The sequence below is a fragment of the Kribbella sp. NBC_01245 genome (assembly GCF_036226525.1).
Lineage (GTDB): Bacteria > Actinomycetota > Actinomycetes > Propionibacteriales > Kribbellaceae > Kribbella.
Genome location: NZ_CP108487.1, coordinates 5,345,240 through 5,371,313, shown reverse-complemented (window position 1 = coordinate 5,371,313; position 26,074 = coordinate 5,345,240). Strand labels below are relative to the sequence as shown.

Sequence of the window (26,074 nt, the reverse complement as noted above, 5' to 3'; positions counted from 1 at the left end):
CTAAAGGGGATAAGGGCAATGCGCCCGGACCAGTAGGGGGAGAAACGATGCGGAATCTGATCAGAGCGGCCGGGGGCGCGCTTGTCGCGGTGGTCGCAATCGCCGGTACGACGTTGCCGGCCGACGCGTGGACGGTCCACCAGAACAAGTCGGCGCAATACCGGCTGAACCAGCTGGGCTGTAACGCGGGACCGATCGACGGGCAGATCGGTCAGATGACCAAGGCGGGCCTGGTGCGGTTCCAGTCGGCGAACAAGCTGTCCCAGACCGGCACCCTGACGACCACGACCTTCCAGCGGCTGCTGGCGTCGACCGCGAAGCGCTGCGATCTGCGCCCGGTCCCGGCGGGCAGTGGCAGCGGTCGCCGCATCGTCATCAGCCAGACGCAGAACTGGATCTGGGTGATCGACAGCCGCGGCAAGCTGGTCCGCAACGGGGGCATCATCGACAACCCGCGCTACCTCAGCCCGGGGACGTACACGACCGGGTCGAAGTGCGGCCGGGCCGGCCGGATCAAGCGCAACACCGACGGCGGCCGGTTGTACCTGAACAACTTCGTCCGGTTCGCGCCCTGCGGCGTCGGCATGCACCAGATCCCGACGTACATGTCGAGTGGTGCGCAGATCCACGCCGACTGGCTGCTCGGTACCAACTATCGCGAGTCCCACGGCTGCATCCGGCTGTCGAAGGGCATGTCGGACACCGTCTGGATCTTCACCCAGTCCACCACCAAGGTCGTCGTCATCCGCTGACCACCGGCCAACCAGACCCGGGAGGGACCGTGCCAAGGGGCGGCGCGGTCCCTCTTGGCATGTCCGTTCGCCTCCTGTTCTTTTTCTCTTCCGCGAGTGGTCGCATCCGGTCCCGCGGCGGGGCGGTAGACGTCGGCGTACTGGACCAGATGCGACCACTCGCGGAAGAGAAAAAGGGCGCGCGGGCTGGAAGGCGTGGGCACCGGGTGGAGGGCGGATTCCGGCGAATGAACGCCAAAAGATGGGGGAGCAGCGCCGAAAGTTGGCGGTGCGGTGAGCGGGGGCTTGATTAGGGTCGGAGGGATGTTGAGCCGAGAGACGGGTAGGGCATGTCCGGGACCGTGAAGTTGAGACCGCCGACCAACGAGCTCGACCCGCGCGCGAAGAACTGGTGGCGGCTGCAGGCGGTCGTGTTCTTCGGCCCGGTCGTCGCCGTGCTGGTTCTGCTCGGTCTGCTGATTCCGCCGGCCCGGTTCTGGCTTTTGTTGCCGGCGGCCCTGATTTTCGTGCTCACCATCCCGTTCCTGACCGTGTTGCCGGTCTGGTGGTATCGCGTCCACCGGTGGGAGGTCACCGACACGGCCGTGTACGTCCGGACCGGGTACTTCTGGCAGGAGTGGCGAGTGGCGCCCATGTCCCGGATCCAGACCGTCGATACCGTGCGCGGGCCGTTGCAGCAGGCGTTCGGACTGGCGTCGGTCACGGTCACGACCGCCTCGGCCAAGGGCGCGGTCAAGATCGAGGGGCTCGAGCAGGAGCTGGCCGCCGAGTTGGCCGAGCAGCTCACCGAAACCACCCAGGCCACCCCAGGCGACGCCACATGACCAACGACCCGAACGTCACCACGACCGACCCAGTCGGCACCACGACCGACGATACGTGCGCCACCACGACAAGCGACGTGGCCGACGGCGTGGGCGGTGCCGAGGGCGACGGGTGGGAGAGTTTGGATCGGCGTACGGTCGTGGTGACGGCGATCCTGATGTCGGGGGTTGCGATTGGTGCGGCCGTGCCGACCGTCGCGGGGATTTCCAGCGGTACGTCGATGAGTGTTGCGCTCGCCTGGGTGGTGCCGGCCGGGCTCCTGGTGATCGCGGCGAGCGCGGCCGCGGACTACCTACGCTGGCGAAAGACGCGATACCGGATTGGCCGCGAGCGAGCCGAACTCCACAGCGGCATCCTCCTGATCCGGCGCCGGTCCCTGGCAAGAGAGCGGATCCGCAGCGTCGACCTGACGGCCAACCCCCTGCTGCGCATCTTCGGCCTGGTCGCCGTCAAAATCGGCACCGGCGAGAAGACCGAAGCCGGCGAGAGCACCCTGACCCTCAACCCGCTCACCCGGCACACCGGCGAACAACTCCGCCGCGAACTCCTCATCCGCGAGCCGAACGGGCCGAGCGGGCAGAGCGGACCGAGCGATCCCAACCCCAAAGAGGAAGGCACACTCGCCCGCCTCGACCCGGCCTGGATCCAATACGCGCCGATCTCGTTCCTCGTACCAGCCCTCGGCCTAGGCGCGGGCGGCGTCGTCATGCAGGTCGCCCAATGGTTCAACGCACAGGCGGCAGTCGTCGGCTGGGTCGGCGACCGATTCGAAGGCGTCGGCCTGGTCCCGATGATCCTGATCCTGCTGGCGATCGCGATGATCGTCGGGGTGATCGCCTCACTCGCGCTGTTCGTCGAGCTCTGGTGGAACTACCGGCTCGACCGCGAGCACGGCACCTTGCGAGTCACCCGCGGCCTCACCACCACCCGGTCGATCTCGATCGAGGAGCGGCGCCTGCGCGGTGTCGACGTGGTCGAGCCGCTCGGCGTACGGCTCGCCGGTGCCGCCCGCGTCGACGCGGTAGCGACCGGCATGACCCAGAAGAAGGACGACGACAAGACCGACCACAAGACGCTCCTCCCCGCCGCGCCGAAGGCAATCGCGGATCGCCTCGCGGCCGACGTACTGCGTGAAGAGGTCTCACCAACCGAGGCGGCTCGCCTGATCGGGCATCCTCGCGCGGCGTACGGACGACGTTTGCGCTGGGCGTACGGATCGGCTGCCGCGTTCATCGCCGTACTCCTCATCCTCGGTCTCTGGCTTACGCCTGTGTTCCTCCATCTCGCGTGGATCGCGGCAGTGGTGCTCGCGCCGACGGCCTTCCTGCTGGCGCGGGACGCCTATCGCTCACTCGGGCATGCCTTGTCGGGCGACTATCTGGTGGCGCGCTCGGGCACGGTCCGCCGGTCGACCGTCGCGTTGCAACGAGACGGCGTCATCGGCTGGACCATCAAGCAGTCCGTCTTCCAGCGCCGCGCGGGCCTGCTCACGCTCACGGCCACCACGGCGGCCGGGCCCGGTGGCTATTCCGTGTACGACGCTGCCGCCGGAGAGGGTCTGCTTTTCGCTCGCGAAGCGGTTCCCGAACTGCTGGAGCCGTTCCTGCGGGAATGAGCGTGGGCCGATTAGAGTCTGGCCATGGCTGAGTCGAAGGATGTTGCCGAAACCGTCAAGCAGGGTTATGCGTTCGAGGGGCCGGCCATCGAGCTGGGCGCTCTCCTGGTGGACGGGACGCCGGATCCGGCGGCCGCGGTCCGTATTCCGCTGTCGATGGTCAACCGGCATGGGCTGGTCGCGGGCGCGACCGGTACCGGTAAGACCAAGACCTTGCAGCTGATGGCGGAGCAGCTCTCGTCCGCCGGTGTCGCGGTCTTCGCGGCCGACATCAAGGGCGACCTGTCCGGCATCTCGCAGCCCGGCCAGGAGAGCGAGAAGCTGCTCGCCCGGACCAAGACCATCGGCCAGGAGTGGACCGGCGTGGGTTTCCCGTCCGAGTTCTACACCCTCGGCGGCCAGGGCACCGGCGTGCCGATCCGCGCGACCATCACGTCGTTCGGCCCGGTGTTGCTGTCCAAGGTGCTCGGACTGAACGACGTACAGGAGTCGTCGCTCGGCCTGATCTTCCACTACGCGGACAAGCAGGGCCTGCCACTGCTCGACCTGAAGGACTTGCGTGCGGTCATCCAGCACCTGACCAGCGACGAGGGCAAGGAAGACCTGAAGTCCCTGGGCGGATTGTCCAGTGCGACCGCCGGGGTGATCCTGCGTGCGCTGATCGGGTTCGCCGACCAGGGCGCCGACGCGTTCTTCGGTGAGACCGAGTTCGACACGGCCGACCTGCTCCGGGTGACCGACGGCAAGGGTGTCGTCTCGCTGCTCGAGCTGCCGAACGTGCAGGATCGGCCCGCGCTGTTCTCGACGTTCCTGATGTGGCTGCTGGCCGACCTCTTCCACGATCTGCCCGAGGTGGGCGATGTGGACAAGCCGAAGCTGGTGTTCTTCTTCGACGAGGCGCATCTGCTCTTCGATGACGCGTCGAAGGCCTTCCTGGACTCGATCGCGCAGACCGTGCGGCTGATCCGGTCGAAGGGCGTCGGCGTCTTCTTCGTCACGCAGACCCCGAAGGACGTGCCCGACGATGTGCTCGCGCAGCTCGGCTCGCGGGTGCAGCACCAACTCCGCGCGCACACGCCGAACGACGCCAAGGCGCTGAAGGCGACGGTTTCGACGTTCCCCAACTCGTCGTACGACCTGAGCGAGGTGCTCACCAGCCTGGGTATCGGCGAGGCGGTCGTGACGGTGATGAACGAGAAGGGCGCGCCGACACCGGTCGCGTGGACCCGGTTGCGCGCGCCGCAGTCGCTGATGGCGCCCGCCAGCCCCGAGCAGATGGCGGCCGCGGTGCAGGCCTCGCCGAACTCGAGCAAGTACGCCGAGGTGGTCGACCGCGAGTCGGCGTACGAGAAGTTGACGGCGAAGCTCGAGGCGGGCGCTGCACAGGCCGAGGCCGAAGCGGCGGCCAAGGAGGCCAAGCCGGAAGAGGCGAAGCCTGCGCCGAGGGCGAAGCAGGAGAAGTCGATGGTCGAGCAGGTGGTCGGGTCGTCCGCGTTCAAGCAGTTCGCGCGCTCGGCCGGCCGGGAGATCGTCCGCGGCCTGTTCGGTGCCGCCCGCCGCAAACGCTGACGGGCCAAACGCTGACGGGACAAGGGCTGTAGATCGATCAAACGCTCGATCAAGGCCTTATCCACAAGGAAAACCTTCAACTTTGTCCGGGTCTTACAAAAGTCGCGGAATGTCACCACATCGTCACCCGGGACAGGCCGTACTCGGGTGGCATGACGCTGATCCCGTCGTACCGTGGAATGGATGATTGCGGAGGGTAGGCGAGCGGTCCGGTATTGGGCGCTGTGGACGCTGACGGTCCCAGCGTTCATTCTTGTGCTGTTCGTGGACGTCCTCGGCATCGGATACACGGTCTACGCCTTCGCGGATCTGCCCTCGCTCGACGGCCTGCAGGTCGCCCTCGCACTGACCGGTTCGGCGCTTGTCGCGGTCGAAGGCGCGCGCCGGGTCGAGAGCCGCCGCCGTCGGCCTGGGCCCTTGCACAAGGACCTCGCGCCGGCCTGGATGGTCGCCGCCGCCGTGGTGCTGCATCCCGCGCTCGCGATCGTGGTCGTCCTGGTGCTGCGGAGTTGGTGGCGGATCCGGGCCGGCCGCTGCGTGCCGTACCGCTGGGCCTTCTCGACGGCCGTGCTGGTGCTCGCGACCGGGCTCGCGCATACGGCTCAGACCATGGTGCTCGAAGCCCTCGGCACGGGCGCCTCTGCGCGGATCGTCGCGATGGTCGCGGCCGCCACCGCTTTCTTCGTGACCGACGCCCTGCTTTGCGCGGTGGCCATCACCCAGATCGTCCCGGGCAGTACTCGGCGCCAGGCCATCGGTGGCCTTGACGACCTCTGCGTGGACGGGACGGCCGCGAGCCTCGGTTGTCTGGTCGCCGCTGCCACGCTGGCGAATCCGTGGGCGGCCGTGCTGGCCATTCCGATCGCCCTGAGTGCGCAGCGGGCGTTGCTGTTCGGCCAGTTGGAGAGCGAAGCGCAGACCGATCCGAAGACCGGCCTGGCCCGGATCGACTGGTGGCGCCGCCGGACCGAGGAGTTGTTGCGCAGCACGCTGAACCAGCGCGAGCCGCTCGCCGTACTGCTGATCGACATCGACCACTTCAAGCTGATCAATGATCAACACGGGCACCTCGTTGGTGACGAGGCGTTGCGCGCGATCGCGACGATCCTGCGCGGCGCGATCCGGACCAAGGACGTGATCGGGCGATTCGGCGGCGAGGAGTTCGTGATCGCCCTGCCCGGGACCGACCTGAGCGACGCGACCGTGACCGCGAACCGCCTGCGCAGCGCGGTCGCGGCCAGCCCGCTCGCGGCGATGTGCGCGGGCGTGCTCGACGACCCTGGCCTGCTGCCGGAGGACTTCTGCCTCACCGTCTCGATCGGCGTGGCCGTCTCGCCCGATGACGGCGTCTCGCTGGACGGGCTGCTGCACAGCGCGGACAGGGCGATGTACGCCGCGAAGGCCGCCGGGCGGGACCGGGTGCGCCGGGCCGCCGAGTGCGTTCCCCTCAGCTAAAGCATCTGGGGCAGAACCTTTCCGGCATCGCGGGCGTCTTTGAGTCTGAACCAGCGTTGACCGACAGGAGCTCAGATGCGGCAGGGAGCCGGTCGGGACGAGGACTTCACCGCCTTCGTCCTGGCACGATCGGCGCGGCTGGTGCATATCGCCCGGATGCTCTGCGGCGACGCCGGTCTCGCCGAGGACCTGGTGCAGACCGCCTTGGAGAAGGCCTATCTGCGCTGGGACCGGATCGAGCTCGGCGACCCTTTCGGGTACGTCCGCCAGGCCGTGGTCAACCAGCATCTCTCGTGGCTGCGCCGAAAGCCCTGGCGCGAGCGGCCGATCGGTACGACGACTGACCTGGAGTTCGGTCCGATCGCCCAGGTCGCGGATCCAGCCCTCGGCGTACAGCGTCGTGTGGTTCTCACCAGCGCGCTCAACCAGTTGACGCGGCGAGAGCGTGCCGCGGTGGTGCTGCGATTCGTGGAGGACCTCAGTGAGGCCGAGACCGCCGCGATCCTCGGTGTCGCCCTCGGGACCGTGAAGAGCACGACCAGCCGGGCCCTCGCGAAATTGCGGGCTACGCCGGAGCTGGCCGACCTCTATGTGGAGGAGCGGGCATGAGCAACAACGAACTTCGCCAGGCCCTTCGCGACCTGCCCGAGGAGAGTACACCGCTGGACCCGGCCCGCGTCATCGCCGGCGCGCACCGCCGACGCCGTACCAGGCGTGCCGCCGCAGCTGGTGTCGCCTCGGCCGCAGTGGTCGCCGTGGTCGCGGTCATCGCTTTCACTTCTGGTACGCCGGGGGCCGAGCCAGGTCCGGCTGCGGAGACGCCTCGGCCCAAGCCGACGGCGGTTCGAACGACCGGTGGTGCGGAGGCGCTCGCGGCCTGCCGGGCCGAGCTGAAGGCCTATCCCGAGCCAGGGCAGTTGCCGAAGCTCACCGGGCCGCCGGTCGCGAATCTCGCCGGGCCGATCGGGTCCACCGTGATCTTCGCGGACGCCAAGGCCTGGGTTGCCTGCGACAACAGTCGCGCCGTTGGGGAATCGGCCACGGTTTCGTTGCTCAAGGCCCGTAAGTTGGCACCGCCTTCGGCCGGCGATGCGAGTGCGTTCGAGGTGAGCGGTTTGACGATCACCGTGAAGTCCAAGCCGTACGGGTATTTCTGGGCCGCCGGTAAACGTCCGGCAGGGGTGGCCAAGGTCAGCTACACCTTCCCTGGTGGAGTTACGCGGGTCGCGGAGAACGTGGGCGACTACTGGATCATCCAGTACCGCGAGGCAGAGCCGACTCCCGAAGGCCGGAGTGAGGTCGATCGCGCCAAGATCCAGGTCCGCCTACTGCGCTCGGACGACTCGGTTGTCCGCACGCACACCCTCATGTGGGGCGAACAAACCTGCGCCCACATCAACCACGGCTGTTAAGACGGTGCAGCCTACTTTTGCGTTCATTCGTCGGAATCCGCCCTCTTCTCGCCCGCTCCTGTGCTGGTCCGCACTGCCTGAGAGGGCGGATTCCGACGAATGAACGCAAAAGTCGTTCGGGGAGAACCTTTGGTGTAGGGGTTGCGTCTTTGGTGGTGAGAAGCCCTTATTTCAAAGGAGAAACCGCCGTGGACGATAGCAAGTTGATCCAGGAGATCCACGACCTCGACGCCGATTCGCCCACGTTGGCGCCGGCCGAATTGGTCGCGGGTGCGAAGCGCCGCCGCGCCGGGCGGTATGCCGTCACCGCATGCGCATCCCTGGCCGTGGCGGGTATTGCCATCACCGGGTTCGCGACGAAGGGCCCAGCTGGTACGCCGGTCGCCGGCGGGCCGGATCCGGCACCCAACGTGCCCACGACCGCCGCCGCGCAGGACGGTCACTCCGTCGCCAAGGCCAAGCCAGGCAAGAGGAAATGGACACCCGGCGGCCCGATCGGAGCCCGGCCGGTCGGGGTGATCCCGGTCAAGGGCCAAGTGCAGCTCGCCCCTGGCGTGCGGTTCGAGACCAAGGGCACGAAGTGGTGCATCAGCCACTGGGACGACCTGACCAAGGGGTACTTCGAACATTTCGGCTGCCGCGGCACGGTCGGCAACGCGAACATCGGCGACGGCCGTTCCCCCGGCCTGCAGAGTTCCGGCGGTGCGACGTCCTCGGTCTTCCGGGGCATGCCGCGCCGGGTGATCTACACCGAGGGCGGCAAGTATTACGAAGGCAGGGTCTACCGCCTCAAGGGCATAGCCGGCTGGTCGTTGTCGTTCATCCAGTTCCCCGAAACGGCCGGAGAGAAGATGCCAGAGCGCGGCGTCTTCACGTACGACGAGAACAACCGGCTGATCGCGTCGTTCCCGGAGAGCAAGACGGATCCCCTGCACCAGAAGTGAAACCACGTGTTCCGGGGACCCCCAGGATCCCCGGAACACGCGCGCTCATTAGCAGGCCGGATGCGTGCCCGTGTTGATCCACGCCTTCGAGACGTACATCCCGGCATGGACCCGCAACCACACATTCGTGGTGCCTTGCGAACCAGTGATGCTCTGGCCCGTCGTCTGGCATTCAACCGTCACCTGGGCCGACTTGCCCGCCATGCCGACGATGGCGCCAGTGGAGTTCGTAGCGTTCCGTACGTTCAGATAGCCCGAGCTGATCGACACAGTGCCGCGGCCGCCGTCACCCGTCCACAGGTACGTCACGTCCACCCAGGCGTTGTTGGACAGCTTGAGCGCGTCCCAGAACGTACCGTCGGCCAGGTCGATCCCAGCCGGGTTCGCGACCGTGCGGCCGAACTGGTCCTTCCCGCCGTTGTAGCCGTTCTGGTACGCCGCCTGCGCCTCGGGCCGGCCCTGCGGCAGGTCCTTCCACATCTCGCGGATGCTGCTCGGGTTCCAGTAGTCGTCCTTGGTGTTCCACGGGCCGACGTCCCACACCGGTTCGAAGGCGCAGCGTCCACCAACGCACACCTTCACCGAGTAATTGCCCGAGCCGTTGTTCGCCAGACCACGCCGTGACGGCAGTGCGACGAAGTGGTCCCGGTTGATGATGACGTGCCCGTTGGCCGTCGTACCGCCGACCAGGCCTTCCCGGGTGGCGTACACGCGCGACACCAACGGCGCCGCCATGATGCCCATCGCCGGGGCATTGGCGGTCGCGGCCGGGCGCGCGCTGACACCGCTGACCCACGGGCTCGCGACGTTCGCCGGCGCGACCACGATGATCCGCAACTGGACCAGGTCACTCGGTGCGGCCAAGGCAGTCGGCTCGCCGGCCGCCGCCGGGGTCCACTCGGTCCAACGCCCGTTCACCAAGGCCCGTACGTCGACCTCGGCCGAGCCACCTTCCGGAGTACCGGCGGTGAACCCGACCACCACGGCCGCGGTCGGCGTACCGAATCGGGTCTCCGCCAGGTTCGCGATACCCGTGCGCTGGCGGATACCGGCCGAGCCGGCGGACGCGCGGGCCGCGCCGAGGATGATGCGATCGCCGTCGAGTACGACGTTGCTGGAGCCCGCGCCGGGCGTGAGGGCGGGGGACTGGGCGGCAGACGCGGGAACATCCGTCGTGCCCGCGGAGCTGGGCAGGGTGGCAGGGGTGGCGAGTGCCAATGCGAGAACGGCGAGGGCGGCCGCCTGGGTACTTCGCCTGGAGAGTTTGATCCGCATGACTTGGAACCTCCGCGCGTGATGGGGGACGCTGACCCGGTGTGAGAGCCGGGTGACCTAATGTGACAAACCTTCCGGGCTTTTGCATAGAGCGAAAGAAAATTTCTGGGAAGTATTTGGCGACAGGGCAGAACCGAACGCTTACTCCAAGTGGTTAAGACAGGTGTGACGGACGCAGAGGAGACTCGATGACCCGGGCCGGCGATGCCGACTTCGAACTTTTCGTACAGGCCCAGTCGACCCAGTTGCTTCGCTTCGCCGAGATGTTGTGCGGCGATCGGCATACCGCCGAGGACTTGGTCCAGCAAGCCCTGATGCGGTGCTACCCCAAGTGGCACAAGGTGGGTGACGATCCTCTCCGCTATGTCCGGCGCGCGGTGGTGAACCGGTTCCTGACGCAGGTCAAGCGACGCTGGTCGCAGGAGCTGCCGAGTGATCCAGTCGACAACGACTGGGACCACCGGACCGAATCGGATTTCGCCCCCGGAGTGCAGACGCGGGAGTCGGTCCTGTCCGCGCTCGGCGCACTGACCGCGAAGGAGCGGGCAGTGGTCGTGCTGCGGTACACGCAGGACCTCTCGGAGCAGGAGACCGCCAACCTCCTCGGCCTCGCCAACGGCACGGTGAAGAGCACCGCGTCCCGGGCGCTGGCCAAACTGCGGCTGTCACCTGACCTGATCGATACCACTGTTGGAGGACACCGATGACCGACGAGCACCGGGTGCGCGACGCGCTCGACTACGAGATCGAGCCGTGGCAGCCGGACACCACCGAGCTGATGCGGCGCGGCCGCCGGCTGGCCTGGGTCCGGCGCGGCCTCGCCACGGGCGGCGTGACCCTGCTGGCCGGCACCGTGGCCAGCGTCTCGATGGCCGTGGGTGGTCCGGCCGACCTCGGCCGGGCGATCGCGGGCCTCGGCGGCGACAAGCCGAAGCCTCCGGTCGGCTTGCCGTCGGACGTACCGACCAGCCTGCCGTCGAACGTGCCGACCTGCCTCCCGACGGACAAGCCGTCGATCCCGGGCAAGCCGACCCTGCCTCCAGTCCCGGCGACGAAGCCGACCCTGCCGGGGAAGCCGTCCTTGCCGACGCTGCCGCCTGTACCGACTACTAAGCCGACGTTGCCGGGCAAGCCGACGCTGCCGCCCGTGCCGACGACCAAGCCGACGTTGCCGGGTAAGCCGACTATCCCGTCGCTGCCGACCAAGCCGGTTGCTGGTGGTTCTGGTGCGGGCAACGTGCCGACGCCGTCTATCCCGACGCTGCCGCCGGTCCCCACGACCAAGCCGACGCTCCCGGGTAAGCCGACGCTGCCGCCCGTGCCGACCACCAACCCGACGTTGCCGGGTAAGCCGAGCCTGCCGGTCCCGACGGGCAAGCCGTCTCTGCCGGGCAAGCCGACCATCCCGCCGGTAGAGCCGTGCGTGCCCTCGGTGCCGACGTCCAAGCCGTCGCTGCCGGCCCCGTCGGACAAGCCGTCACTGCCGACTCTGCCGCCTGTCCCGACGACGAAGCCGACCCTGCCGGGTAAGCCGAGCCTGCCGGTCCCGACCACCAAGCCGAGCCTGCCGACGACCAAGCCGTCGCTGCCGCCCGTACCGACGACGAAGCCGACCTTCCCCACCACGAAGCCGAGCCTGCCGACGCTCCCTCCGCGTTCGTAGGTTCACCCCTCCCCTGCCGCCGAAGCGGCCGGACCGTCTCGGTGGCGGCCCGGCCGCTTCGGCGTTCGTGCGCATCCGTAGGTCGCCCGTATGCCAACCCCAACCACAATCCCAGCCACAAATTGCCCGTCTCGTGTGCTGGTGTGTGGTCTGCCACCTTTGGGGGCGATGTGTTTGAAACATACATGCGTGTATGTATGTTGCTGGTATGGACCTAGAGCAGCGGGTGATCGAGAACGTTCGGCAGGTCGGGGTGACGGATCCGATCGCGAGTGGGAGGCGGTTTGATTACGCGGATGCCGTTGAGGTGGAGTTGGGTGAAGCGGATCGCGATGCGCCTGAGGCGTGGGTGCGGGCTGGGCTGGCGGACTCGCCGGCTTTGGTCAAGCGGATCACCTCGTTGCTCGGCGTTGGTAGGACGCCCGATTCCGACGGGATAGCCGGCTTCAAGGTCATCGAGTCCAATGCCGACGTCGTTCACCTTGAGCAGACCCTGCCCTTGATGCACGTGATCGTGGTCGGTCGCAATATCGGCTTGTCTACAAGGACTTTCACCACCCTGCTGACGTACGAGCGGCCGATCGCGCGGCTCCTCTGGGCGGTCGTTGGCGTGGCGCATCGTCGTACAGCCCGACGTCTCATCACCGCGAAGGCTGTCGACGGTACGGCGGAGGTGGGTGGCGATGGGCGGGGTTGATGGGTTGACGCAGGCGGATCGGCGGGCGCGGTCGCGGGTCGCGTTGCTTGAGTCGGCTGCGCGAGGGCTGTCGCGGTATGGGTACGGCAATCTCGTGCTCGAGCAGGTGGCGAGGGACGCCGGGTATACGCGTGGCGCGCTCTACCACCAGTTCAAGGACAAGCAGGAGTTGACGGTTGCCGTGTTCGAGTGGGTCCTCGAGACCTGGGACGCGGAGGTTGGCACGCTCGTCGCGAAGGAGTCGGAGCCGGTCGCCGCGCTGCTCGCACTCGCACGCGGTCACGCGGTCTTCTGCCGACGGGATATCGCTCGCGTGGCGGTCGCGCTGCGCGTGGAGTTCGCCGGCCAAGACCATCCCGTCGGAACCAGGGTTGAGCAAGCGTACGAGCTACTGACCACGCGTTGCATAGGCCTAATCAAGGCCGCGCGCAAAGCCGGAACGATTCCGCCCGGGCCGCCGGCCAAGGCTCTCGGCCTCGCCTTCGTCGGAGCGCTCGAGGGCACCGTGATCGCCATGGCCGGTCAGGCCCCGCACGACGAACTACTCGCGGCCCGCGCCGCATCCGGCGTACTCGGCCTCGATCCCCTTGCCACTAAACGTTCTTAGACGGAAGGCGGAGAACATGAAGCTCCCGAACAGCGCACACACCGACCGGCCCTGGCGGGTCCACGAGATCGCGCCCGACTTCCGCGTGTACGACGTCTGGGCGTTGCCGACGCCGGGTGGTCCGGATGACTTCCCGCGATTGGTTCAGCAGTTCGCCGGCGGCGACACCGGGGACAACTCGTCCGGGATAGCCCGGCTGCTCTTCGCCATCCGCTGGAAGCTTGGCGCGCTGCTCGGCTGGGACGACCCGAAGGCCGGCGTCGGCTCCCGCGTGCCGAAGCTGCGCGACCGGCTACCGGCCGACCTGCGCGAGGGACCGGTCGGCCCCGAGTACGACAAGCTGCCCTTCACCCCGGTCTTCCTGACGGACGACGAGTTGGTCGCGGAGATGGCGAACAAAACCGTGCACGGGGTTCTCCAGCTCGGCTGGGTCCAGGACGAGGACGGTGGGTATCGCGGCCAGATGGCAGTGCTGGTCAAGCCGAACGGCCTGTTCGGCAAGGCGTACATGGCCGCGATCGGCCCGTTCCGGCACCTCTTCGTCTACCCGCCCCTGATGCGCGACATCGGTCGCGAATGGAAGGCCAACGCCCCGCGTTAGACCTCGCCGATCACGCCGTCGGCGAGTTCGCGGGCGATGTCGAGATGGCCGGTGTGGCGCATGTACTCCTCGAGGACGTGGAAGCACACCCAGTTCACCGTGGCCGTCTGATCCGCGGTGAACCTGCCACCGGGCTTGCCCGCGGCGTCCAACTCGACGCCGGTCAGGATCGCGCGAGTTTTCTCGCCACCCGCGTGCAAGGCGGCCAGCAGACTCGGCAGGTCATCGTCGTCGGCCAGCTGCCACTCGCCGTCGGGCTTGCCGTCCGCGTGGTCGTCCCACGGCCCGTCGACCGCCTCGCCGGCAATACCCCAACGGAACCAGCGCCTTTCCATGAAAACAAGGTGTTTCAGCAGTTCCAACGGCGACCAGCCCGACGGCAATCGCGTGCGCCGCAGCTCGTCGTCGGATAGGCCCCGGAGCTTGCTCTCGACGATCGACCGGTAGTAGTCGAGATAGCCGAGGTGGAGTTCCCTCGTGTCGGTCAACGCGCGACTTGGTTCCTGGATCATGCCGCCAACTCTCGCAGAGCCTGGGCGGTGGCCTCGTCGGCGGGGAAGAACGACTCGATCACCAATTCGGAGACGGTGATGTCCAAGGGCGTGCCGAAGGTGGCGACCGTACTGAGGAAGGCCAGCTCCTGATCGCCGAACCGCACCCGCATTGGTACGACGACCTCGCCCGGCCCGGGCAACTCGAGTAACGGCTCGACCTGGTCGCACGGATAGCCGCGCAGTTCGTCGTACAAGTCCTGCAGCTCCGGATCCGCCGTACTGACGACCTGGCGGTGCAACCGGCTCAGCACGTGTGCGCGGATCTCGCCGAGGTTGATCACGCGTTGGGCCATGCCTTCGGGATGCAGCGTGAGCCGCAGCGCGTTGATGGGCGGCTTCAGCAGCTCGGGTGCGACTCCCTCGGTGAAGATCCGCATGCCGTCGTTGGCCTCGACCAGGTTCCACCAGCGGTCGACCACCAGCGCGGGAAACGGGTCGTGGGCCTTGAGCAACCGTCGCAGCGCCTCGCGGATCGACAACATCGCCGGCGAATGCAGCGAGGCCTCGCTGTACACCGGGGCGTATCCCGCGGCGAGCAGCAGCTGATTCCGGTCGCGCAGCGGAACGTTGAGGTGCTCGGCCAGGCGCAACACCATCTCGCGACTCGGCTTGGACCGGCCGGTCTCGACGAAGCTGACGTGCCGCGCGGACACCTCGACCTGGTTGGCCAGATCGAGCTGGCTCAGCCGCCGCCGCTCGCGCCAGCCGCGTAGCAGCTCGCCCACCGGGCGCTGAAAGGTATGTTCCGCGGTCGCCGTCATGTGCTCGAACCTAACCCGTCAGGTGGTTGCCGCCATTACCTCTGACGTCATCGACCGCTGGGACGTTCGGCCCGAAGCTTCTCGTATCACTTCGAACCGAATGAGGAGCTTTCGATGAACGCCCTGGCCACCCAGTACTTCGCAATGTGGAACGAGAACGACGCGGACACCCGCCGCAAGATCATCGAAGAGCTCTGGACCACGGACGGCACCTTCGTGGACCCGATGTTCGACGTCACCGGGCACACCGGCCTGTTCGAGCTGGTCGACACCGCCCACGAGCTCTTCCCCGCCCACACCTTCCGCCTCGTCGGCGAGGTCGACAGCCACCACGATCGGCTCCGCTGGGGCTGGGAGCTTGCGGCCGACGGTCAGCCGCCCGTCGCCGGCGGAATCGACTGCGTCACCGTCGCCGACGACGGCCGGCTGTCCGAGGTGGTCGGCTTCATCGACTTCGCCCCGCCCGCGGCCTGATCACGCCGACTGATCCCGCTAGCTGATCCCGGCCGTGCCCGATCCCTCGTTGTCCGATCTCGCTAAGGAGAAGATTGCCATGAGCACCTATGCCAACGCCGACGCCAATGCCAGTGCCGCCGAGACGGTCGAGAGCCGTTTCCTGACCGGAGTTCTGCGCCTGGACGCGTTGGCCTCTGGGGCGCTCGGGGCCCTGCTGCTCCTGGCCGGGGTCGTTCTCGAAGGCCCGATCGGGTTGTCCGAACTGCTGGGTCTGCCGGTCGGCCTCAGCCTCGGCGTCGGGCTGTTCCTGCTGGGATGGACGGCCGGTCTGCTGCTGATCGCCCGCCGCCCGGCAGTTCGTCGTACGGCGCTGCGCGAGGTCATCCCGGTCAACGCCGCCTGGGTGGTCGCGAGTGTGGCGGTGATCTTCGCCGGGCCGGACCTGACGACGCTCGGCACCATCGTCATCGCCGTACAGGCCGCCGCCGTGGCGGTCCTCGCCGAGCTTCAGTTCAACGCCCTTCGCCGCTGATCCCCGACGAACGCCCGTAGAGCCTGGCAACAGGTTCTACGGGCGTTTTCACGTAACGGAGATCGGACTGTCGAGTGCCGGTTGCTGCGAGACAGGCCTATTGGGAGGACAGTGGACCCAGCACGATGGTGGTCTCGGCCCTGCGAAGGCGCCGGAAAGGTGAGGAATGAGCAACCTCCAGTTCGATCCGCAGATATCCAGGCAGATCGAGGCGGTCTACACCACGCCCGATGTGATCGAGCAACGCCGGGTAGTGCGGTACGCGCTGGCCCTGCGCCCCGGCGACCGGGTCCTCGACGTCGGCGTCGGACCGGGCCTGCTCGCGGCGGAGATGGCCGAGGAGGTCGGCACCGAAGGCCGCGTCTGCGGGATCGACATCAGCGAGAGCATGCTCGCCATCGCCGGCACCCGCGCGGACGTGCCCGGCCGCCGCTCGATCGAGCTCGAGCTGGCCCCGGCCACGCGAATCCCGTTCGGCCCGGGGAGTTTCGACGTGGTGGTCTCGACCCAGGTCTTCGAGTACGTCGATGACGTGGCGGGCGCGCTCGCCGAGATCCGCCGGGTGCTGCGGCCGGCCGGCCGGGTGATCCTGCTCGACACCGACTGGGAGTCGATCGTCTGGCGCTCCCGCGACGACGCCCGCATGCACAAGGTACTGGCCGTCTTCGAGGAGCACCTCACCGATCCGCATCTACCGCGAACCCTCGGCGACAAGCTCAGCGCGGCGGGTTTCACGGTCACCCATCGCCAGGTCGTGCCGATGCTCAACGCGGGCTACGACCCGTGGACGTACAGCGGCGGGCTGGTCGACATCGTCGCCAACTTCGTCACCGGCCGCTCCGGCATTACCGAGGAGGTCGCCCATGCGTGGGCTGATGACCTGATCTCCCTCGGCCCGGGGTACTTCTTCAGCCTGAACCGCTATCTCTTCGTAGCCGCTGCGCTTTAGTCGGCTAGCGACAAGCAGCCGGATGAGTGACCAAGCGGCAGCCGAACGTCTTCGGCTGCCGCCATCGGTCGACTCTCCTGCCCCTCAGCGGGAGACCGCGGCTCGGTAGGTGCCACCTGCCCGGATGGGACTTACGGAACCGCGGGACAACCCCCTCGTACCCACTCCGGCGAACCTCACACCTGCCCGACCGTGCAAGTCGGATCGAATCCGTGGACGTGCCCCCATCACGCCCCTAACCTGGTGAGGACTGTCGGCCGGGGGGCTTGATGGGGCCAAAAAGTAACGTAGCGAAGCCGTTGGGGGCGGAATGAGTGAACTGCGTTTTGAAGAACCGGCCGAGTTCGCGGAGTTCGAGGCGGATCTCGGTCCGGAGGAAGTGACCGACGACGAGATCGATCAGTTGGAGGCACTGGCGGCCGCCGACGACGCGGCACAAATCCTCGGAACTGCCGGCGCTCCTGGAAGTGCTGGTGGCGCCGATGTCTGAGGTCCGCGTCATCTGGCGGGGTAAGCGCTTGAACAAGCGAACCGTGGCGATGATCGAAGCAGCCGAGCGGCTGACCGAGTTCGAGTTCGACGTCATGCAAGGCTCGTACAACCGCGGCGGTGTCAGCGCCTCAGCCGGCACGCACGACGGCGGCGGCGCGATCGACGTACGGGCGACTGAATTGTCAGCGAAAGAGCGCAAAGCCGTCGTGCTGGCCCTGCGCAAGGTCGGTTTCGCCGCGTGGTTGCGAACGCCGGCGCAGAGCGACTGGCCGTGGCACATCCACGCGATCGCCGTCGGCGACCAGGACCTGTCGCGTGGCGCGGCCCACCAGGTGAAGGAATACCGCCGCGGCCGCAACGGTCTCGCGAATCGCGGGCCGGACGACGGACCGCCCGGGTACTACCGGATGACGTGGGAGCACTACCAGCGCCTGCGCGCGGCGAACGTGCCGCCGCAGCCGATCTCGCGGCCGGGCGTCAACACCACGATCTCCCTCGGCGCGATGGAGATCGCCTGCCAACGCGACGCGATGAGCGGGACCTGGGCAGCGGATCGAGCCCAAGTACTGGCGTGGGCCTCGCATCCCAAGATCGGCGCGATCACCCGGTCCGAAATCCTGCCGCCGTCCGGAACGCCGTGGCATCAGCACTTCCAGCGGATGACCCGCAAGATCCAGGCCAAGTTCGGCCTGCCCGCCAACGGCTCCTTCGGTCCCGAAACCGCCGCCGTGATGGAACGCTACGGCTACACCATCACCAGCTGAAACTTTGAAGGCCCTCGCCAATTGGCGAGGGCCTTCTTCAAGTGGAAAGCGGAGCCGATGCCGATGCAGGGGTCAAGACATCAGCTCCGCTGCTTAGGGGGCGGGTTGCACCGCCACTACCCGGGCCGTGGTGTGCTGCTCCAGGTGGTTGCGCATGGTGCTGACGACGTCGAAACCGCCGAGGTGCTCGAGATTCGGTACGACGACCGCTCGCACCTCGAGGCGATTGACCTCGTCGACCAGCGCGTGGAACGCGGCCGGCGTACTGCAGTCGCGTTCGGTGTAGACCGTGCCGAGGGTGAAACCTTCCGCGCTGGCGAAGCTCGCCAGTGACGACGTCAGCGATGCCAGTTCGGCCGCTGAGGCCGTCTCGTCCGCCCGCAGATAACCGAGCAGCAGCGGACGGGTGGTCATCGGGTCGGCTCGGGCGTGCGGGCCGGGGTGAGTGCCGATGCGATCGTCAGGGTCGGCATCACGGCGGGGTCGTTGGTGACTCGGCAGCAGGCGAAGCGGCGGCGCATGGCCTCTTCGTAACGCTCGGCCTGCAGCGGCTCGGCGATGTGGTCCGCGATCGGGTGATCGCCGAACCAGACGCGAACTCGTCGGTGTGAGGTGGGGGAGGTCGGTGAACCGGCCAACTCGTCCATCAGCGGTCCTTCAGGTTTTGGGCGGAACCTGGAATTCGGGCGGTGCCGATCTTGTCCGGAGCCCCCGCTAGTGGCACCGGCGAACCAGCGGCCCGGAGGCTGCTCGTCCTGCTTGCGCAATCGATCGGCATAAGTAAAGAACACCTCATAAGAAGGCCAATGGATATGGACTGGGAAGGACCTTTACAAATGTCTTACTGAGTGAGAAACCCCAGGTCACGGGCCGGTCTCGCTGTGGTCTCGGCCGCGAACTCACTGTTGACTTTTGTCCTGCCAAAGTCGGTGCCCGGGGTCTTTTCATCACCGCCGAAAGGTTCTTCCGACATGCTGTTCGGACCGTTTGGTCAGCGCCCGTAAATAACAGCGATGTAACTTTCCAAAACCCACTCGCCGCCTCGCCTTGGTTGTAAGGCGAGGCGGCGCTGGCGACGCTATGCGGCTGTTGCGGTTGAGGGCGCCACCTGTCTCGTTTTGAGGCCGGGGGCGCTGACGAGTACGCCGAGTGCGCCGGCGACTAGTGGCACCACTAGTGCCGTACGCAGACCGCCTTCGGACGCAGCGATCACCGAGGCGACGACAGCTAGACCGAGGGCCGACCCGAACTGGAACGACGTGGTGAGTACGCCGCTCGCAAGACCCTGCTCCTCTTCGGCAACGCCGTCGGTCGCGGCAATCGTCAATGGTCCATAGCCGAACGAGAAGGCCAGGCTGAGTAGTAGGAAGGCCGGCAGCATGGCCGCATAGGTCCAGTCGTTGCTTAGCGGAAGGAACAGCGCGTACGCCGCGACGGCCAGCACGAATGCGGTCACGATCACCGCGGGATTGCCGAACCGGCGAACCAGTACGGGCGTGAGCGTCGGCGCCAGGATCGCGTCGAGCCCGATGACCATCAGCGCGAGTCCGGTCTCGAGCTCCGACCAGTGCCGGACCTCCTGCAGGTAGAGCACGGCGATGAACTGGAACCCGACAAACGAGCCGACCAGCAACATCGCGCCCAGGTTCGCGCGGACGAGCGCGGCCGAACGGAAGATGCCGAGTCGTACCAGCGGCAAAGCCGAACGCCGTTCGTGCCGAATGAACGCCGCGAGTAGAACCAGGCTGAGCGCGAGCGTGATGACCGAACGGACCGGGCTCACGTCCGGAGCGAGCACGACGGTCGAGACCAGCAACAGCATCGAGCCGGTCAACATGATGGCACCGAGTACGTCGAACCCGCCCGCTATGCGAGCCGGCCGGGCCTCGCGTGGGATCAGCCGGATCGCGAGAGCCAGGATGACCGCCGAGAGCAGGACCGGCGCGAAGAAGACCCAACGCCAGTCGATCGCAGCGAGCAGACCACCCGCCACCATGCCGAGCGAGAAACCACCCGCGGCCGTACCGGCGTACACGAGCAGAGCCTTGTTGCGCTGCGGGCCTTCGGGAAAGGTCGTGGTGATGATGGACAGACCCGCGGGCGTCATGAACGCGGCGGCGACACCGGTCATGAAGCGGGCCACGATCAGCATCCAGCCCTCGGTGGCGAAACCGCCGAGGCCGGAGAAGAGCAGGAAGACGACCAGCCAGCCGACGAACATCCGCCGCCGGCCGAGTAGGTCGGCCGCACGGCCGCCGAGCAGCACGAAGCCGCCGTACGACAGGACGTAGGCGCTGACCACCCATTGGAGTTCGCTGGTGGTCATCCCGAGTTCGGCGCGGATGGATGGCAGCGCGACGCCCATCATCGAGACGTCGATGCCCTCGAGGAAGATCGCGCCGCACAGGACAAAGAGCAACGCCCACGCCCGGCCGGTCATCCGGTCGGAGTCGCTGGCGAGTGGGGTAGGCACGGAATGGCTCCTCAGTTCTCGAAACGAGGGTCGGTTCCCTCTTGTAACTGAACCCATCGTGCGGAACCATTGGGAATTGTGGAAGAAGGCACTTTGAAGGAACCGAGTTCCTCCTGCTGTACCGAGGACGCATTCCAGTGGGATACCCGCGAGGATTGCGACGTCCGGCAGATCCTCGATCGCATCGGCGACAAGTGGTCGTTGCTGGTGATCGCGCTGCTCGACAACCGCAAACTGCGCTTCACCGAGCTCAAACGCACCATCGACGGCATCAGCCAGCGGATGCTCACGGTCACCCTGCGCCAACTCGAGCGTGACGGGCTGGTGCGCCGCACGGTTTACCCCGTCGTGCCGCCGCGGGTCGACTACGAGCTGACCCCGCTCGGCGTCACCCTGCACGACACCATCCAGGCCCTCGTCACCTGGACCGAGGGCCACCAGCGCGAGATCGCTTCGGCGCGCGCTTCGTACGACGCGGCCGCAGCTTCGACCGCGGTTGCAGAAGTCTGAAAGTCACCGGTACGGCGACCAGGCCGGTCGCGCTGATCAAGTTGAGCGCCGGTGTGAGGCCTAGCGCGTGGGTCGCGATCGGTGCGCCGAGGCCTCCTGCGATCACGGCCAGGGAGTCGGCCGCGAAGAAGAGTGCGCCGACTCGGCCGCGGACTGCCGCTGGGGATGAGGTCTGGACCGTGGTCTCGACGGTGATCAGCAGGATGCTGCCGGACATGCCGATCAGCACGGCGGCGGCGATTGCGACGGCGAGGCCGGGCGCGTTGACCATCGCGAAGAACGCTCCGACAGTGGCCAGCTGTGCCGCACTGATCAGGTGATGAATGGCCAGTCGTCGGTAGGCCGCGGCGCTTGCGGCGGCGCCGAGGAGGAAGCCGGCGCCCAGACCTGAGATGAGGTAGCCGACGGCCGCGCCTGGTTCACCGAGTCCGTTGACGACGAAGGGGACCAGCAAGGCTGTGAGGCCTGCGTTCGCGGTGAGGAACAGGGTTTGGCCGACCAGGATCCCCAGCAGGCTGGGCGATCTGCGGATCGCCCGCCAGCCTTCTCCCACCTCGAACCGCTGGTTGGTGGTGGCTTTGGTGGTGCGCGCGGCTCGCTCTTCTCGTCCTGCACGGGCGATCAGCAGGGCTGAGGTGAGGTAGCTCGCGATGTCGACCATCAAGACGGTCACGAGGCCGGGGCCGGCGAGTAGCACTGCGCCGAGAGGTGGTGCGGCGAGGCGGAGAACGCTGCCGGACAAGGCATTCAGGGCATTCGCGCCGGGGAGATCGGGTTTGTCGACCACCGATGGGATCAGCGCTCGGGAGGCCGGCCGGAAGACGGTCGAGGCGATGTTCTCGCACAAGATCGCCAGGTAGATCAGCCAGATCCGGTCCGGCGAATCGGCCAGCAGGATCAGGCCGACGCTGGCGGCAGCCGTGAGGTCGGCCAGCCACATCGCGCGCGACAGGTTCCATCGATCGAGCAGGCCGCCCGCCCATGGGCCGATCAATAGCGGTGGTAGCGCCTCGAGTGCGAGCGCGAGACCGGTCGCGGTGGCCGATCCGGTTAGTTGGTAGACGTGCACGGGGATTGCGACGACGAGTAACCAGCTGCCCAGGCCTGAGATCGAACCGGCGGCCCAGATCAATCTGAACCGCGGATTCTTCAGGGCTGCGCGCATGGCCGAAAAGTATCTTCATGGAACAGTTCTTGGCAGTACTATTTTGACAAGATAGATTGTGTGCGTGGATGAGCAGGAACTCGGTGCGGTGCTGCGCGCCCGGCGGAAGGCCGCTGGGCGGACGATCGCGTCAGTGGCCATGGATGCCGGATTGTCCGTGCCGTATATCGCGAACCTCGAGAATGCCCGCGGGAACCCGACCGTCGCCGCTCTTCAGCGCCTCGCTCGGGCGTTGGGTGCCGATCTGCAGGTCAACCTCGCCGACACGACCACCACACCTGGTGCTGCCGGCGCGGCCGGCGATGGGCATGGTGCGCGAGTGCTGGCGGTCGCGCACCGGCTTGCAGTTGCGCAGGGCAACGATGTTCGAGTGGTTCAGGAGCGGCTGGAGCAGACGATCGCGGCCCTGTCGACTGTTCTGGATGCAGACTGCACTGATCGGGATGTCGACCGTCTACTCGACGCCGTTCTCCTCGCCGTTGAGCCTGGCCGCTGAATTCAGCTCGTGACCGGGCGGCCTGGCGGTTAGGTTTGCTGGATGGAACTCGCCGTGCGGATCGCGTCCGCTCAATTGCAAGGACGAACTCGCTCGCGCCGGCAGATCGTGGCCGGGCCGTTGGTCGGGCTGTTGCACGATGAGGATGTCTGGTTCCTCTCCGGTGTGCTCGCGGCCGAGCCTGGGGTCGCGTTCGACCCGGAGGAGGTGCCGTGGGCGCTGGACACTTTGCGCAAGGCGTTCGCCGCCGAAGGCCGCTGGCTCAGCGCCGAGCTGATCGAAGAGGCGAACCCGGGGCTGGCTGACGCGCTTGCCGCCGAAGGGATGACGATTGCCTCGCGCCCGCCGCTGCTCGCCGTGGAGCCCACCGGTCTGCGTTCGCCCGAGCCGCCGGCCGAGGTGACCGCCTCGATCGTGCGGTCGCCGGAGGAGCAAGCCGAGGCGGACCGCGTGGCCATCGCGTCGTACGGCGATGAAGACGTGGCGTCGAGTTTCAAGGAGGATCCGGCGGACGGCGGCAGCGTGCTCATCCGCTGGGACGGCGTGCCCGTGGCGACCGCGCTCTGGACTGCCGTGGCCGATGGCGTGACCGAGATCGCCGGCGTCGGGACCTTGCCGGACTACCGGCGCCGTGGGCTTGGCGCTTTCGCGACGGCCTTCGCCACACAGGCCGCCTTTGATAGGGCGGGTGCGACGCTCGCCTGGTTGACCCCGGGCGACGATGGTTCGGATCGGGTCTACCGGGGGATCGGGTTTGCGCCGGCCGCGACCGCCGTACATCTCGGTGATCCCGGCGGCCACCTGGACTCCTTGCGCTGAGACGGCGATCGAACGGCGGATTGCGACGAATGAACGCATAAAAGAAACGACGATCGGCCCGGGTTCACCCGTTTGGGCGAAGCTGGGCCGATCGGTGAAACGTCAATGTTAGAAGGCGAAACTCAGGCCATGTGGGTTAGCGGACGGTGAAGCCGGCGCGGCGGAAGGCGTCGGCGAGGGAGCCTTCGTCCATTGGCTGCTTGGGGTCGGCACCCTTGCTCTGGCCGCCGGCGCCACCGCGTCCACCGGAACCACCCGGTCGACCGGAACCGCCCGAACCGCCACGCCCTGAACCGCCGGACCCGCCGCGGCCTTGACCGCCCGGACCGCGCTGGCCGCCTTGACCACCTTGGCCGCCGGGACCGCCTTGCGCGCCGCCGCCCTGTGAACGCGGGCCTCTGGCCGGAGCGGCGCCCGGCTCGTCGTCCAGCCGCAGGGTGAGGGAGATGCGCTTGCGCTCGGTGTCGACCTCGAGGACCTTCACCTTGACGATGTCGCCGGGCTTGACCACCTCGCGCGGGTCCTTCACGAAGTTCTTCGAGAGGGCCGAGACGTGGGCCAGGCCGTCCTGGTGCACGCCGATGTCGATGAAGGCGCCGAACGCCGCAACGTTCGTGACCTGGCCTTCCAACGTCATCCCCGGTTTGAGGTCGGCGATCTTGTCGACGCCCTCCGCGAAGGTGGCGGTCTTGAACGCGGGCCGCGGGTCACGCCCGGGCTTCTCGAGCTCGGTCAGGATGTCCGTCACGGTGGGCAGACCGAACGTGTCGTCCACGAACTCGGTCGGCTTGAGCGACTTGAGCGCGGACGAGTTGCCGATCAGCGTCTTCAGCTCCTGCCCGGTCGCCGCCAGGATTCGCCGTACGACGGGGTAGGCCTCCGGGTGCACGCTGGAGGAGTCGAGCGGGTCGTCCCCGCCGGGAATGCGGAGGAACCCGGCCGCCTGCTCGAAGGCCTTCGGGCCGAGGCGCGGGACCTCCTTCAGCGCGGAACGCGAGCGGAACGGCCCGTTCTGATCGCGGTGGCTGACGATGTTCTCCGCGAGGCCGGTGGTGATACCGGAGACGCGGGTGAGCAGCGGCGCCGAGGCGGTGTTGACGTCGACGCCGACCGCGTTCACGCAGTCCTCGACGACGGCGTCCAGCGAACGCGACAGCGACGATTCGGACAGGTCGTGCTGGTACTGCCCGACGCCGATGGACTTCGGGTCGATCTTCACCAGCTCGGCGAGCGGGTCCTGCAGACGGCGGGCGATCGAGACCGCGCCGCGCAGCGATACGTCCATGCCCGGGAGCTCGGCCGACGCGAAGGCTGAAGCCGAGTACACCGAAGCGCCGGCCTCGGACACGACCACCTTGGTGAGCTTGAGCTCCGGGTGTTTCGCGATCAGCTCTGTGGCCAGCTTGTCGGTCTCGCGCGAGGCGGTGCCGTTGCCGATGGCAATCAACTCGACCTGGTGCGCGGCGGCCAGCTGAGCCAGCTGGGCGATGGACTTGTCCCACTGGTTCTGCGGGACGTGCGGGTAGATGACGCCGGTCGCGCTGACCTTGCCGGTGGCGTCGACCACGGCGACCTTCACGCCCGTACGGAAACCGGGGTCGAGGCCCATCGTCGCGCGCGTCCCGGCTGGGGCGGCGAGCAGCAGGTCGCGCAGGTTGGACGCGAAGACGCGAACGGCCTCGTCCTCCGCGGCCTGGCGCAGGCGCATCCGCAGGTCGATGCCGAGGTGGACCAGGACCTTCGTCCGCCAGGCCCAGCGCACGGTATCGATCAGCCACGGGTCGGCCGCGCGGCCCTCGTTCTTCACGCCGACCTTGCGGGCGATGGTCGCCTCATACTCGGTCGGGCCCTCGGCCGCCTCGGCGCCGGCGGGCTCCGGCTCGATCGTCAGCGAGAGCACGTCCTCCTTCTCGCCGCGGAACAGCGCGAGGATCCGGTGCGACGGCATCTTCGTGAACGGCTCGTCGAAGTCGAAGTAGTCCGAGAACTTCGCGCCCTCGACCTCCTTGCCCTCGCGCACCGCCGAGGCCAGCCGGCCCTGACTCCAAAGGCGCTCGCGCAGCTCACCGATCAGGTCGGCGTCCTCCGCGAAGCGCTCGACCAGGATCGACCGGGCGCCGTCCAGCGCTGCCTGCGCGTCCGCCACGCCGAGCTCGGGATTGACGAAAACGGCCGCCGCGGCCAGCGGGGCGACGGTCGGATCCGACATCAGCCCGTCGGCGAGCGGCTCCAGCCCGGCCTCGCGGGCGATCATCGCCTTGGTCCGGCGCTTCGGCTTGAACGGCAGGTAGATGTCCTCCAGCCGCGACTTGGTATCGGCCGCGAGGATCGACGCCTTCAGCGCGTCGTCGAGCTTGCCCTGGCTCTCGATCGACTCGAGCACGGTCTGGCGGCGCTCCTCCAGCTCGCGCAGATATCGCAGCCGCTCCTCGATCGTGCGCAGCTGCGCGTCGTCGAGCATGCCCGTGACCTCTTTGCGGTACCGCGCGATGAACGGCACGGTGGATCCTTCGTCGAGTAGGGCGACCGCCGCGCGGATCTGATTCTCCCCGACCTCTAGCTCTTCGGCGATCTTCTGCTCGATCGACTGCAAGACCACTGTCTCGGTTCCCCTCTTCGGTGCCACCACGATTGCCTCCGTGCATTCTGCCGTCCACCACCGACAACACGAAGTCGCCCCCACCACCC

29 protein-coding genes are annotated in these 26,074 nt (G+C 67.6%); 21 read left to right on the top strand and 8 right to left on the bottom strand.

The window, feature by feature from the left end; translation table 11 throughout:
* Positions 1 to 47: 47 nt before the first annotated feature.
* The 8 genes from OG394_RS24230 to OG394_RS24195 all read left to right on the top strand — a co-directional run bounded on the left by OG394_RS24230 (position 48) and on the right by OG394_RS24195 (position 8,572).
* The gene (locus OG394_RS24230; RefSeq protein ID WP_328989342.1) at positions 48 to 752 is read left to right on the top strand and encodes a L,D-transpeptidase family protein; all 705 of its coding nucleotides are present in this window, start codon (positions 48 to 50) and stop codon (positions 750 to 752) included.
* Positions 753 to 1,093: 341 nt separating this feature from the next.
* The gene (locus OG394_RS24225; protein WP_328989341.1) at positions 1,094 to 1,576 is read left to right on the top strand and encodes a PH domain-containing protein; all 483 of its coding nucleotides are present in this window, start codon (positions 1,094 to 1,096) and stop codon (positions 1,574 to 1,576) included.
* Positions 1,573 to 3,192, top strand: coding sequence for a PH domain-containing protein (locus tag OG394_RS24220; protein WP_328989340.1), 1,620 nt, complete (start codon positions 1,573 to 1,575; stop codon positions 3,190 to 3,192). Before OG394_RS24225 ends, OG394_RS24220 begins: the two co-directional genes overlap by 4 nt.
* 24 nt (positions 3,193 to 3,216) lie before the next feature.
* Positions 3,217 to 4,761 (top strand): helicase HerA-like domain-containing protein, encoded by a 1,545-nt coding sequence (locus tag OG394_RS24215; protein WP_328989339.1) that lies wholly within the window; start codon positions 3,217 to 3,219, stop codon positions 4,759 to 4,761.
* A 183-nt stretch (positions 4,762 to 4,944) separates the two neighbouring features.
* On the top strand, positions 4,945 to 6,216 hold the full coding sequence (locus tag OG394_RS24210; protein WP_328989338.1) for a GGDEF domain-containing protein: 1,272 nt from the start codon (positions 4,945 to 4,947) through the stop codon (positions 6,214 to 6,216).
* Positions 6,217 to 6,291: 75 nt separating this feature from the next.
* Positions 6,292 to 6,825 carry a SigE family RNA polymerase sigma factor gene (locus OG394_RS24205; protein ID WP_328989337.1) on the top strand — a complete coding sequence of 178 codons (534 nt, stop codon included), beginning with the start codon at positions 6,292 to 6,294 and terminating at the stop codon, positions 6,823 to 6,825.
* Positions 6,822 to 7,628 carry a hypothetical protein gene (locus OG394_RS24200; protein ID WP_328989336.1) on the top strand — a complete coding sequence of 269 codons (807 nt, stop codon included), beginning with the start codon at positions 6,822 to 6,824 and terminating at the stop codon, positions 7,626 to 7,628. The genes OG394_RS24205 and OG394_RS24200 overlap by 4 nt, the downstream gene beginning before the upstream one ends.
* Positions 7,629 to 7,816: 188 nt before the next feature.
* Complete coding sequence (locus tag OG394_RS24195; protein WP_328989335.1) at positions 7,817 to 8,572, top strand: hypothetical protein; 756 nt, start codon at positions 7,817 to 7,819, stop codon at positions 8,570 to 8,572.
* 48 nt (positions 8,573 to 8,620) lie between these two features.
* Here OG394_RS24195 and OG394_RS24190 read toward each other — a convergent pair whose 3' ends face one another.
* The gene (locus OG394_RS24190) at positions 8,621 to 9,847 is read right to left on the bottom strand and encodes a hypothetical protein (RefSeq protein WP_328989334.1); all 1,227 of its coding nucleotides are present in this window, start codon (positions 9,845 to 9,847) and stop codon (positions 8,621 to 8,623) included.
* A 188-nt stretch (positions 9,848 to 10,035) separates the two neighbouring features.
* On the opposite strand from OG394_RS24190, the gene OG394_RS24185 reads away from it, so the two are divergent.
* The 5 genes from OG394_RS24185 to OG394_RS24165 all read left to right on the top strand — a co-directional run bounded on the left by OG394_RS24185 (position 10,036) and on the right by OG394_RS24165 (position 13,415).
* Positions 10,036 to 10,554 (top strand): SigE family RNA polymerase sigma factor, encoded by a 519-nt coding sequence (locus OG394_RS24185; protein WP_328989333.1) that lies wholly within the window; start codon positions 10,036 to 10,038, stop codon positions 10,552 to 10,554.
* Entirely contained in the window at positions 10,551 to 11,510 is a 960-nt protein-coding gene (locus tag OG394_RS24180) for a hypothetical protein (RefSeq protein ID WP_328989332.1), read from the top strand. Before OG394_RS24185 ends, OG394_RS24180 begins: the two co-directional genes overlap by 4 nt.
* A gap of 208 nt (positions 11,511 to 11,718) precedes the next feature.
* Positions 11,719 to 12,207, top strand: a complete 489-nt coding sequence (locus tag OG394_RS24175; protein ID WP_328989331.1) for a hypothetical protein — start codon at positions 11,719 to 11,721, stop codon at positions 12,205 to 12,207.
* Complete coding sequence (locus OG394_RS24170; protein ID WP_328989330.1) at positions 12,194 to 12,814, top strand: TetR/AcrR family transcriptional regulator; 621 nt, start codon at positions 12,194 to 12,196, stop codon at positions 12,812 to 12,814. Before OG394_RS24175 ends, OG394_RS24170 begins: the two co-directional genes overlap by 14 nt.
* Before the next feature lie 16 nt (positions 12,815 to 12,830).
* A complete protein-coding gene (locus OG394_RS24165) occupies positions 12,831 to 13,415 on the top strand; it encodes a DUF2867 domain-containing protein (RefSeq protein WP_328989329.1) in 585 nt (194 codons plus the stop codon).
* Here OG394_RS24165 and OG394_RS24160 read toward each other — a convergent pair.
* A complete protein-coding gene (locus OG394_RS24160; protein ID WP_328989328.1) occupies positions 13,412 to 13,927 on the bottom strand; it encodes a DinB family protein in 516 nt (171 codons plus the stop codon). The genes OG394_RS24165 and OG394_RS24160 overlap by 4 nt on opposite strands.
* Positions 13,924 to 14,730 carry a helix-turn-helix domain-containing protein gene (locus OG394_RS24155; protein WP_328989327.1) on the bottom strand — a complete coding sequence of 269 codons (807 nt, stop codon included), beginning with the start codon at positions 14,728 to 14,730 and terminating at the stop codon, positions 13,924 to 13,926. Before OG394_RS24155 ends, OG394_RS24160 begins: the two co-directional genes overlap by 4 nt.
* A 114-nt stretch (positions 14,731 to 14,844) precedes the next feature.
* Here OG394_RS24155 and OG394_RS24150 point away from each other — a divergent pair, with 114 nt between their 5' ends.
* The 5 genes from OG394_RS24150 (at position 14,845) to OG394_RS24130 (ending at position 17,923) form a co-directional block, all read left to right on the top strand.
* A complete protein-coding gene (locus tag OG394_RS24150; RefSeq protein ID WP_328989326.1) occupies positions 14,845 to 15,204 on the top strand; it encodes a nuclear transport factor 2 family protein in 360 nt (119 codons plus the stop codon).
* Positions 15,205 to 15,283: 79 nt separating this feature from the next.
* A complete protein-coding gene (locus OG394_RS24145; RefSeq protein ID WP_328989325.1) occupies positions 15,284 to 15,718 on the top strand; it encodes a hypothetical protein in 435 nt (144 codons plus the stop codon).
* 166 nt (positions 15,719 to 15,884) lie between these two features.
* Positions 15,885 to 16,667 (top strand): methyltransferase domain-containing protein, encoded by a 783-nt coding sequence (locus OG394_RS24140; protein ID WP_328989324.1) that lies wholly within the window; start codon positions 15,885 to 15,887, stop codon positions 16,665 to 16,667.
* Between the two features lie 310 nt (positions 16,668 to 16,977).
* Positions 16,978 to 17,157: a hypothetical protein gene (locus OG394_RS24135; protein ID WP_328989323.1), complete on the top strand. Its 180-nt coding sequence runs from the start codon at positions 16,978 to 16,980 to the stop codon at positions 17,155 to 17,157.
* Positions 17,150 to 17,923 carry a hypothetical protein gene (locus tag OG394_RS24130; protein WP_328989322.1) on the top strand — a complete coding sequence of 258 codons (774 nt, stop codon included), beginning with the start codon at positions 17,150 to 17,152 and terminating at the stop codon, positions 17,921 to 17,923. The genes OG394_RS24135 and OG394_RS24130 overlap by 8 nt, the downstream gene beginning before the upstream one ends.
* A 93-nt stretch (positions 17,924 to 18,016) precedes the next feature.
* Here the strand turns inward: OG394_RS24130 and OG394_RS24125 are convergent, their stop codons facing one another.
* The 3 genes from OG394_RS24125 to OG394_RS24115 all read right to left on the bottom strand — a co-directional run bounded on the left by OG394_RS24125 (position 18,017) and on the right by OG394_RS24115 (position 20,396).
* A complete protein-coding gene (locus OG394_RS24125; protein WP_328989321.1) occupies positions 18,017 to 18,337 on the bottom strand; it encodes a hypothetical protein in 321 nt (106 codons plus the stop codon).
* Entirely contained in the window at positions 18,334 to 18,570 is a 237-nt protein-coding gene (locus OG394_RS24120) for a hypothetical protein (protein ID WP_328989320.1), read from the bottom strand. Before OG394_RS24120 ends, OG394_RS24125 begins: the two co-directional genes overlap by 4 nt.
* Before the next feature lie 431 nt (positions 18,571 to 19,001).
* On the bottom strand, positions 19,002 to 20,396 hold the full coding sequence (locus OG394_RS24115) for an MFS transporter (protein ID WP_328989319.1): 1,395 nt from the start codon (positions 20,394 to 20,396) through the stop codon (positions 19,002 to 19,004).
* A gap of 93 nt (positions 20,397 to 20,489) precedes the next feature.
* Here OG394_RS24115 and OG394_RS24110 point away from each other — a divergent pair, with 93 nt between their 5' ends.
* Positions 20,490 to 20,906: a winged helix-turn-helix transcriptional regulator gene (locus OG394_RS24110; RefSeq protein ID WP_442914222.1), complete on the top strand. Its 417-nt coding sequence runs from the start codon at positions 20,490 to 20,492 to the stop codon at positions 20,904 to 20,906.
* On the opposite strand, the gene OG394_RS24105 is transcribed toward OG394_RS24110, so the two are convergent.
* Positions 20,815 to 22,071, bottom strand: coding sequence for an MFS transporter (locus OG394_RS24105; RefSeq protein WP_328989317.1), 1,257 nt, complete (start codon positions 22,069 to 22,071; stop codon positions 20,815 to 20,817). The two genes, OG394_RS24110 and OG394_RS24105, sit on opposite strands and share 92 nt — an antisense overlap.
* A 64-nt stretch (positions 22,072 to 22,135) precedes the next feature.
* Between OG394_RS24105 and OG394_RS24100 the strand changes: the two genes are divergently transcribed.
* On the top strand, positions 22,136 to 22,567 hold the full coding sequence (locus tag OG394_RS24100; protein ID WP_328989316.1) for a helix-turn-helix domain-containing protein: 432 nt from the start codon (positions 22,136 to 22,138) through the stop codon (positions 22,565 to 22,567).
* 42 nt (positions 22,568 to 22,609) lie between these two features.
* Complete coding sequence (locus OG394_RS24095) at positions 22,610 to 23,386, top strand: GNAT family N-acetyltransferase (protein WP_328989315.1); 777 nt, start codon at positions 22,610 to 22,612, stop codon at positions 23,384 to 23,386.
* A gap of 136 nt (positions 23,387 to 23,522) precedes the next feature.
* On the opposite strand, the gene OG394_RS24090 is transcribed toward OG394_RS24095, so the two are convergent.
* Positions 23,523 to 26,015 carry a Tex family protein gene (locus OG394_RS24090; protein ID WP_328989314.1) on the bottom strand — a complete coding sequence of 831 codons (2,493 nt, stop codon included), beginning with the start codon at positions 26,013 to 26,015 and terminating at the stop codon, positions 23,523 to 23,525.
* Between the last annotated feature and the right edge of the window lie 59 nt (positions 26,016 to 26,074).

Excerpts from the sequence above, each read along its gene's own strand:
- OG394_RS24230 (WP_328989342.1), top strand. The coding sequence starts at position 48 with ATGCGGAATCTGATCAGAGCGGCCGGGGGCGCGCTTGTCGCGGTGGTC.
- OG394_RS24220 (WP_328989340.1), top strand. The coding sequence starts at position 1,573 with ATGACCAACGACCCGAACGTCACCACGACCGACCCAGTCGGCACCACG.
- OG394_RS24215 (WP_328989339.1), top strand. The coding sequence starts at position 3,217 with ATGGCTGAGTCGAAGGATGTTGCCGAAACCGTCAAGCAGGGTTATGCG.
- OG394_RS24210 (WP_328989338.1), top strand. The coding sequence starts at position 4,945 with ATGATTGCGGAGGGTAGGCGAGCGGTCCGGTATTGGGCGCTGTGGACG.
- OG394_RS24205 (WP_328989337.1), top strand. The coding sequence starts at position 6,292 with ATGCGGCAGGGAGCCGGTCGGGACGAGGACTTCACCGCCTTCGTCCTG.
- OG394_RS24200 (WP_328989336.1), top strand. The coding sequence starts at position 6,822 with ATGAGCAACAACGAACTTCGCCAGGCCCTTCGCGACCTGCCCGAGGAG.
- OG394_RS24190 (WP_328989334.1), bottom strand. The coding sequence starts at position 9,847 with ATGCGGATCAAACTCTCCAGGCGAAGTACCCAGGCGGCCGCCCTCGCC.
- OG394_RS24185 (WP_328989333.1), top strand. The coding sequence starts at position 10,036 with ATGACCCGGGCCGGCGATGCCGACTTCGAACTTTTCGTACAGGCCCAG.
- OG394_RS24180 (WP_328989332.1), top strand. The coding sequence starts at position 10,551 with ATGACCGACGAGCACCGGGTGCGCGACGCGCTCGACTACGAGATCGAG.
- OG394_RS24175 (WP_328989331.1), top strand. The coding sequence starts at position 11,719 with ATGGACCTAGAGCAGCGGGTGATCGAGAACGTTCGGCAGGTCGGGGTG.
- OG394_RS24170 (WP_328989330.1), top strand. The coding sequence starts at position 12,194 with ATGGGCGGGGTTGATGGGTTGACGCAGGCGGATCGGCGGGCGCGGTCG.
- OG394_RS24165 (WP_328989329.1), top strand. The coding sequence starts at position 12,831 with ATGAAGCTCCCGAACAGCGCACACACCGACCGGCCCTGGCGGGTCCAC.
- OG394_RS24160 (WP_328989328.1), bottom strand. The coding sequence starts at position 13,927 with ATGATCCAGGAACCAAGTCGCGCGTTGACCGACACGAGGGAACTCCAC.
- OG394_RS24155 (WP_328989327.1), bottom strand. The coding sequence starts at position 14,730 with ATGACGGCGACCGCGGAACATACCTTTCAGCGCCCGGTGGGCGAGCTG.
- OG394_RS24150 (WP_328989326.1), top strand. The coding sequence starts at position 14,845 with ATGAACGCCCTGGCCACCCAGTACTTCGCAATGTGGAACGAGAACGAC.
- OG394_RS24145 (WP_328989325.1), top strand. The coding sequence starts at position 15,284 with ATGAGCACCTATGCCAACGCCGACGCCAATGCCAGTGCCGCCGAGACG.
- OG394_RS24140 (WP_328989324.1), top strand. The coding sequence starts at position 15,885 with ATGAGCAACCTCCAGTTCGATCCGCAGATATCCAGGCAGATCGAGGCG.
- OG394_RS24135 (WP_328989323.1), top strand. The coding sequence starts at position 16,978 with ATGAGTGAACTGCGTTTTGAAGAACCGGCCGAGTTCGCGGAGTTCGAG.
- OG394_RS24130 (WP_328989322.1), top strand. The coding sequence starts at position 17,150 with ATGTCTGAGGTCCGCGTCATCTGGCGGGGTAAGCGCTTGAACAAGCGA.
- OG394_RS24125 (WP_328989321.1), bottom strand. The coding sequence starts at position 18,337 with ATGACCACCCGTCCGCTGCTGCTCGGTTATCTGCGGGCGGACGAGACG.
- OG394_RS24120 (WP_328989320.1), bottom strand. The coding sequence starts at position 18,570 with ATGGACGAGTTGGCCGGTTCACCGACCTCCCCCACCTCACACCGACGA.
- OG394_RS24105 (WP_328989317.1), bottom strand. The coding sequence starts at position 22,071 with ATGCGCGCAGCCCTGAAGAATCCGCGGTTCAGATTGATCTGGGCCGCC.
- OG394_RS24095 (WP_328989315.1), top strand. The coding sequence starts at position 22,610 with ATGGAACTCGCCGTGCGGATCGCGTCCGCTCAATTGCAAGGACGAACT.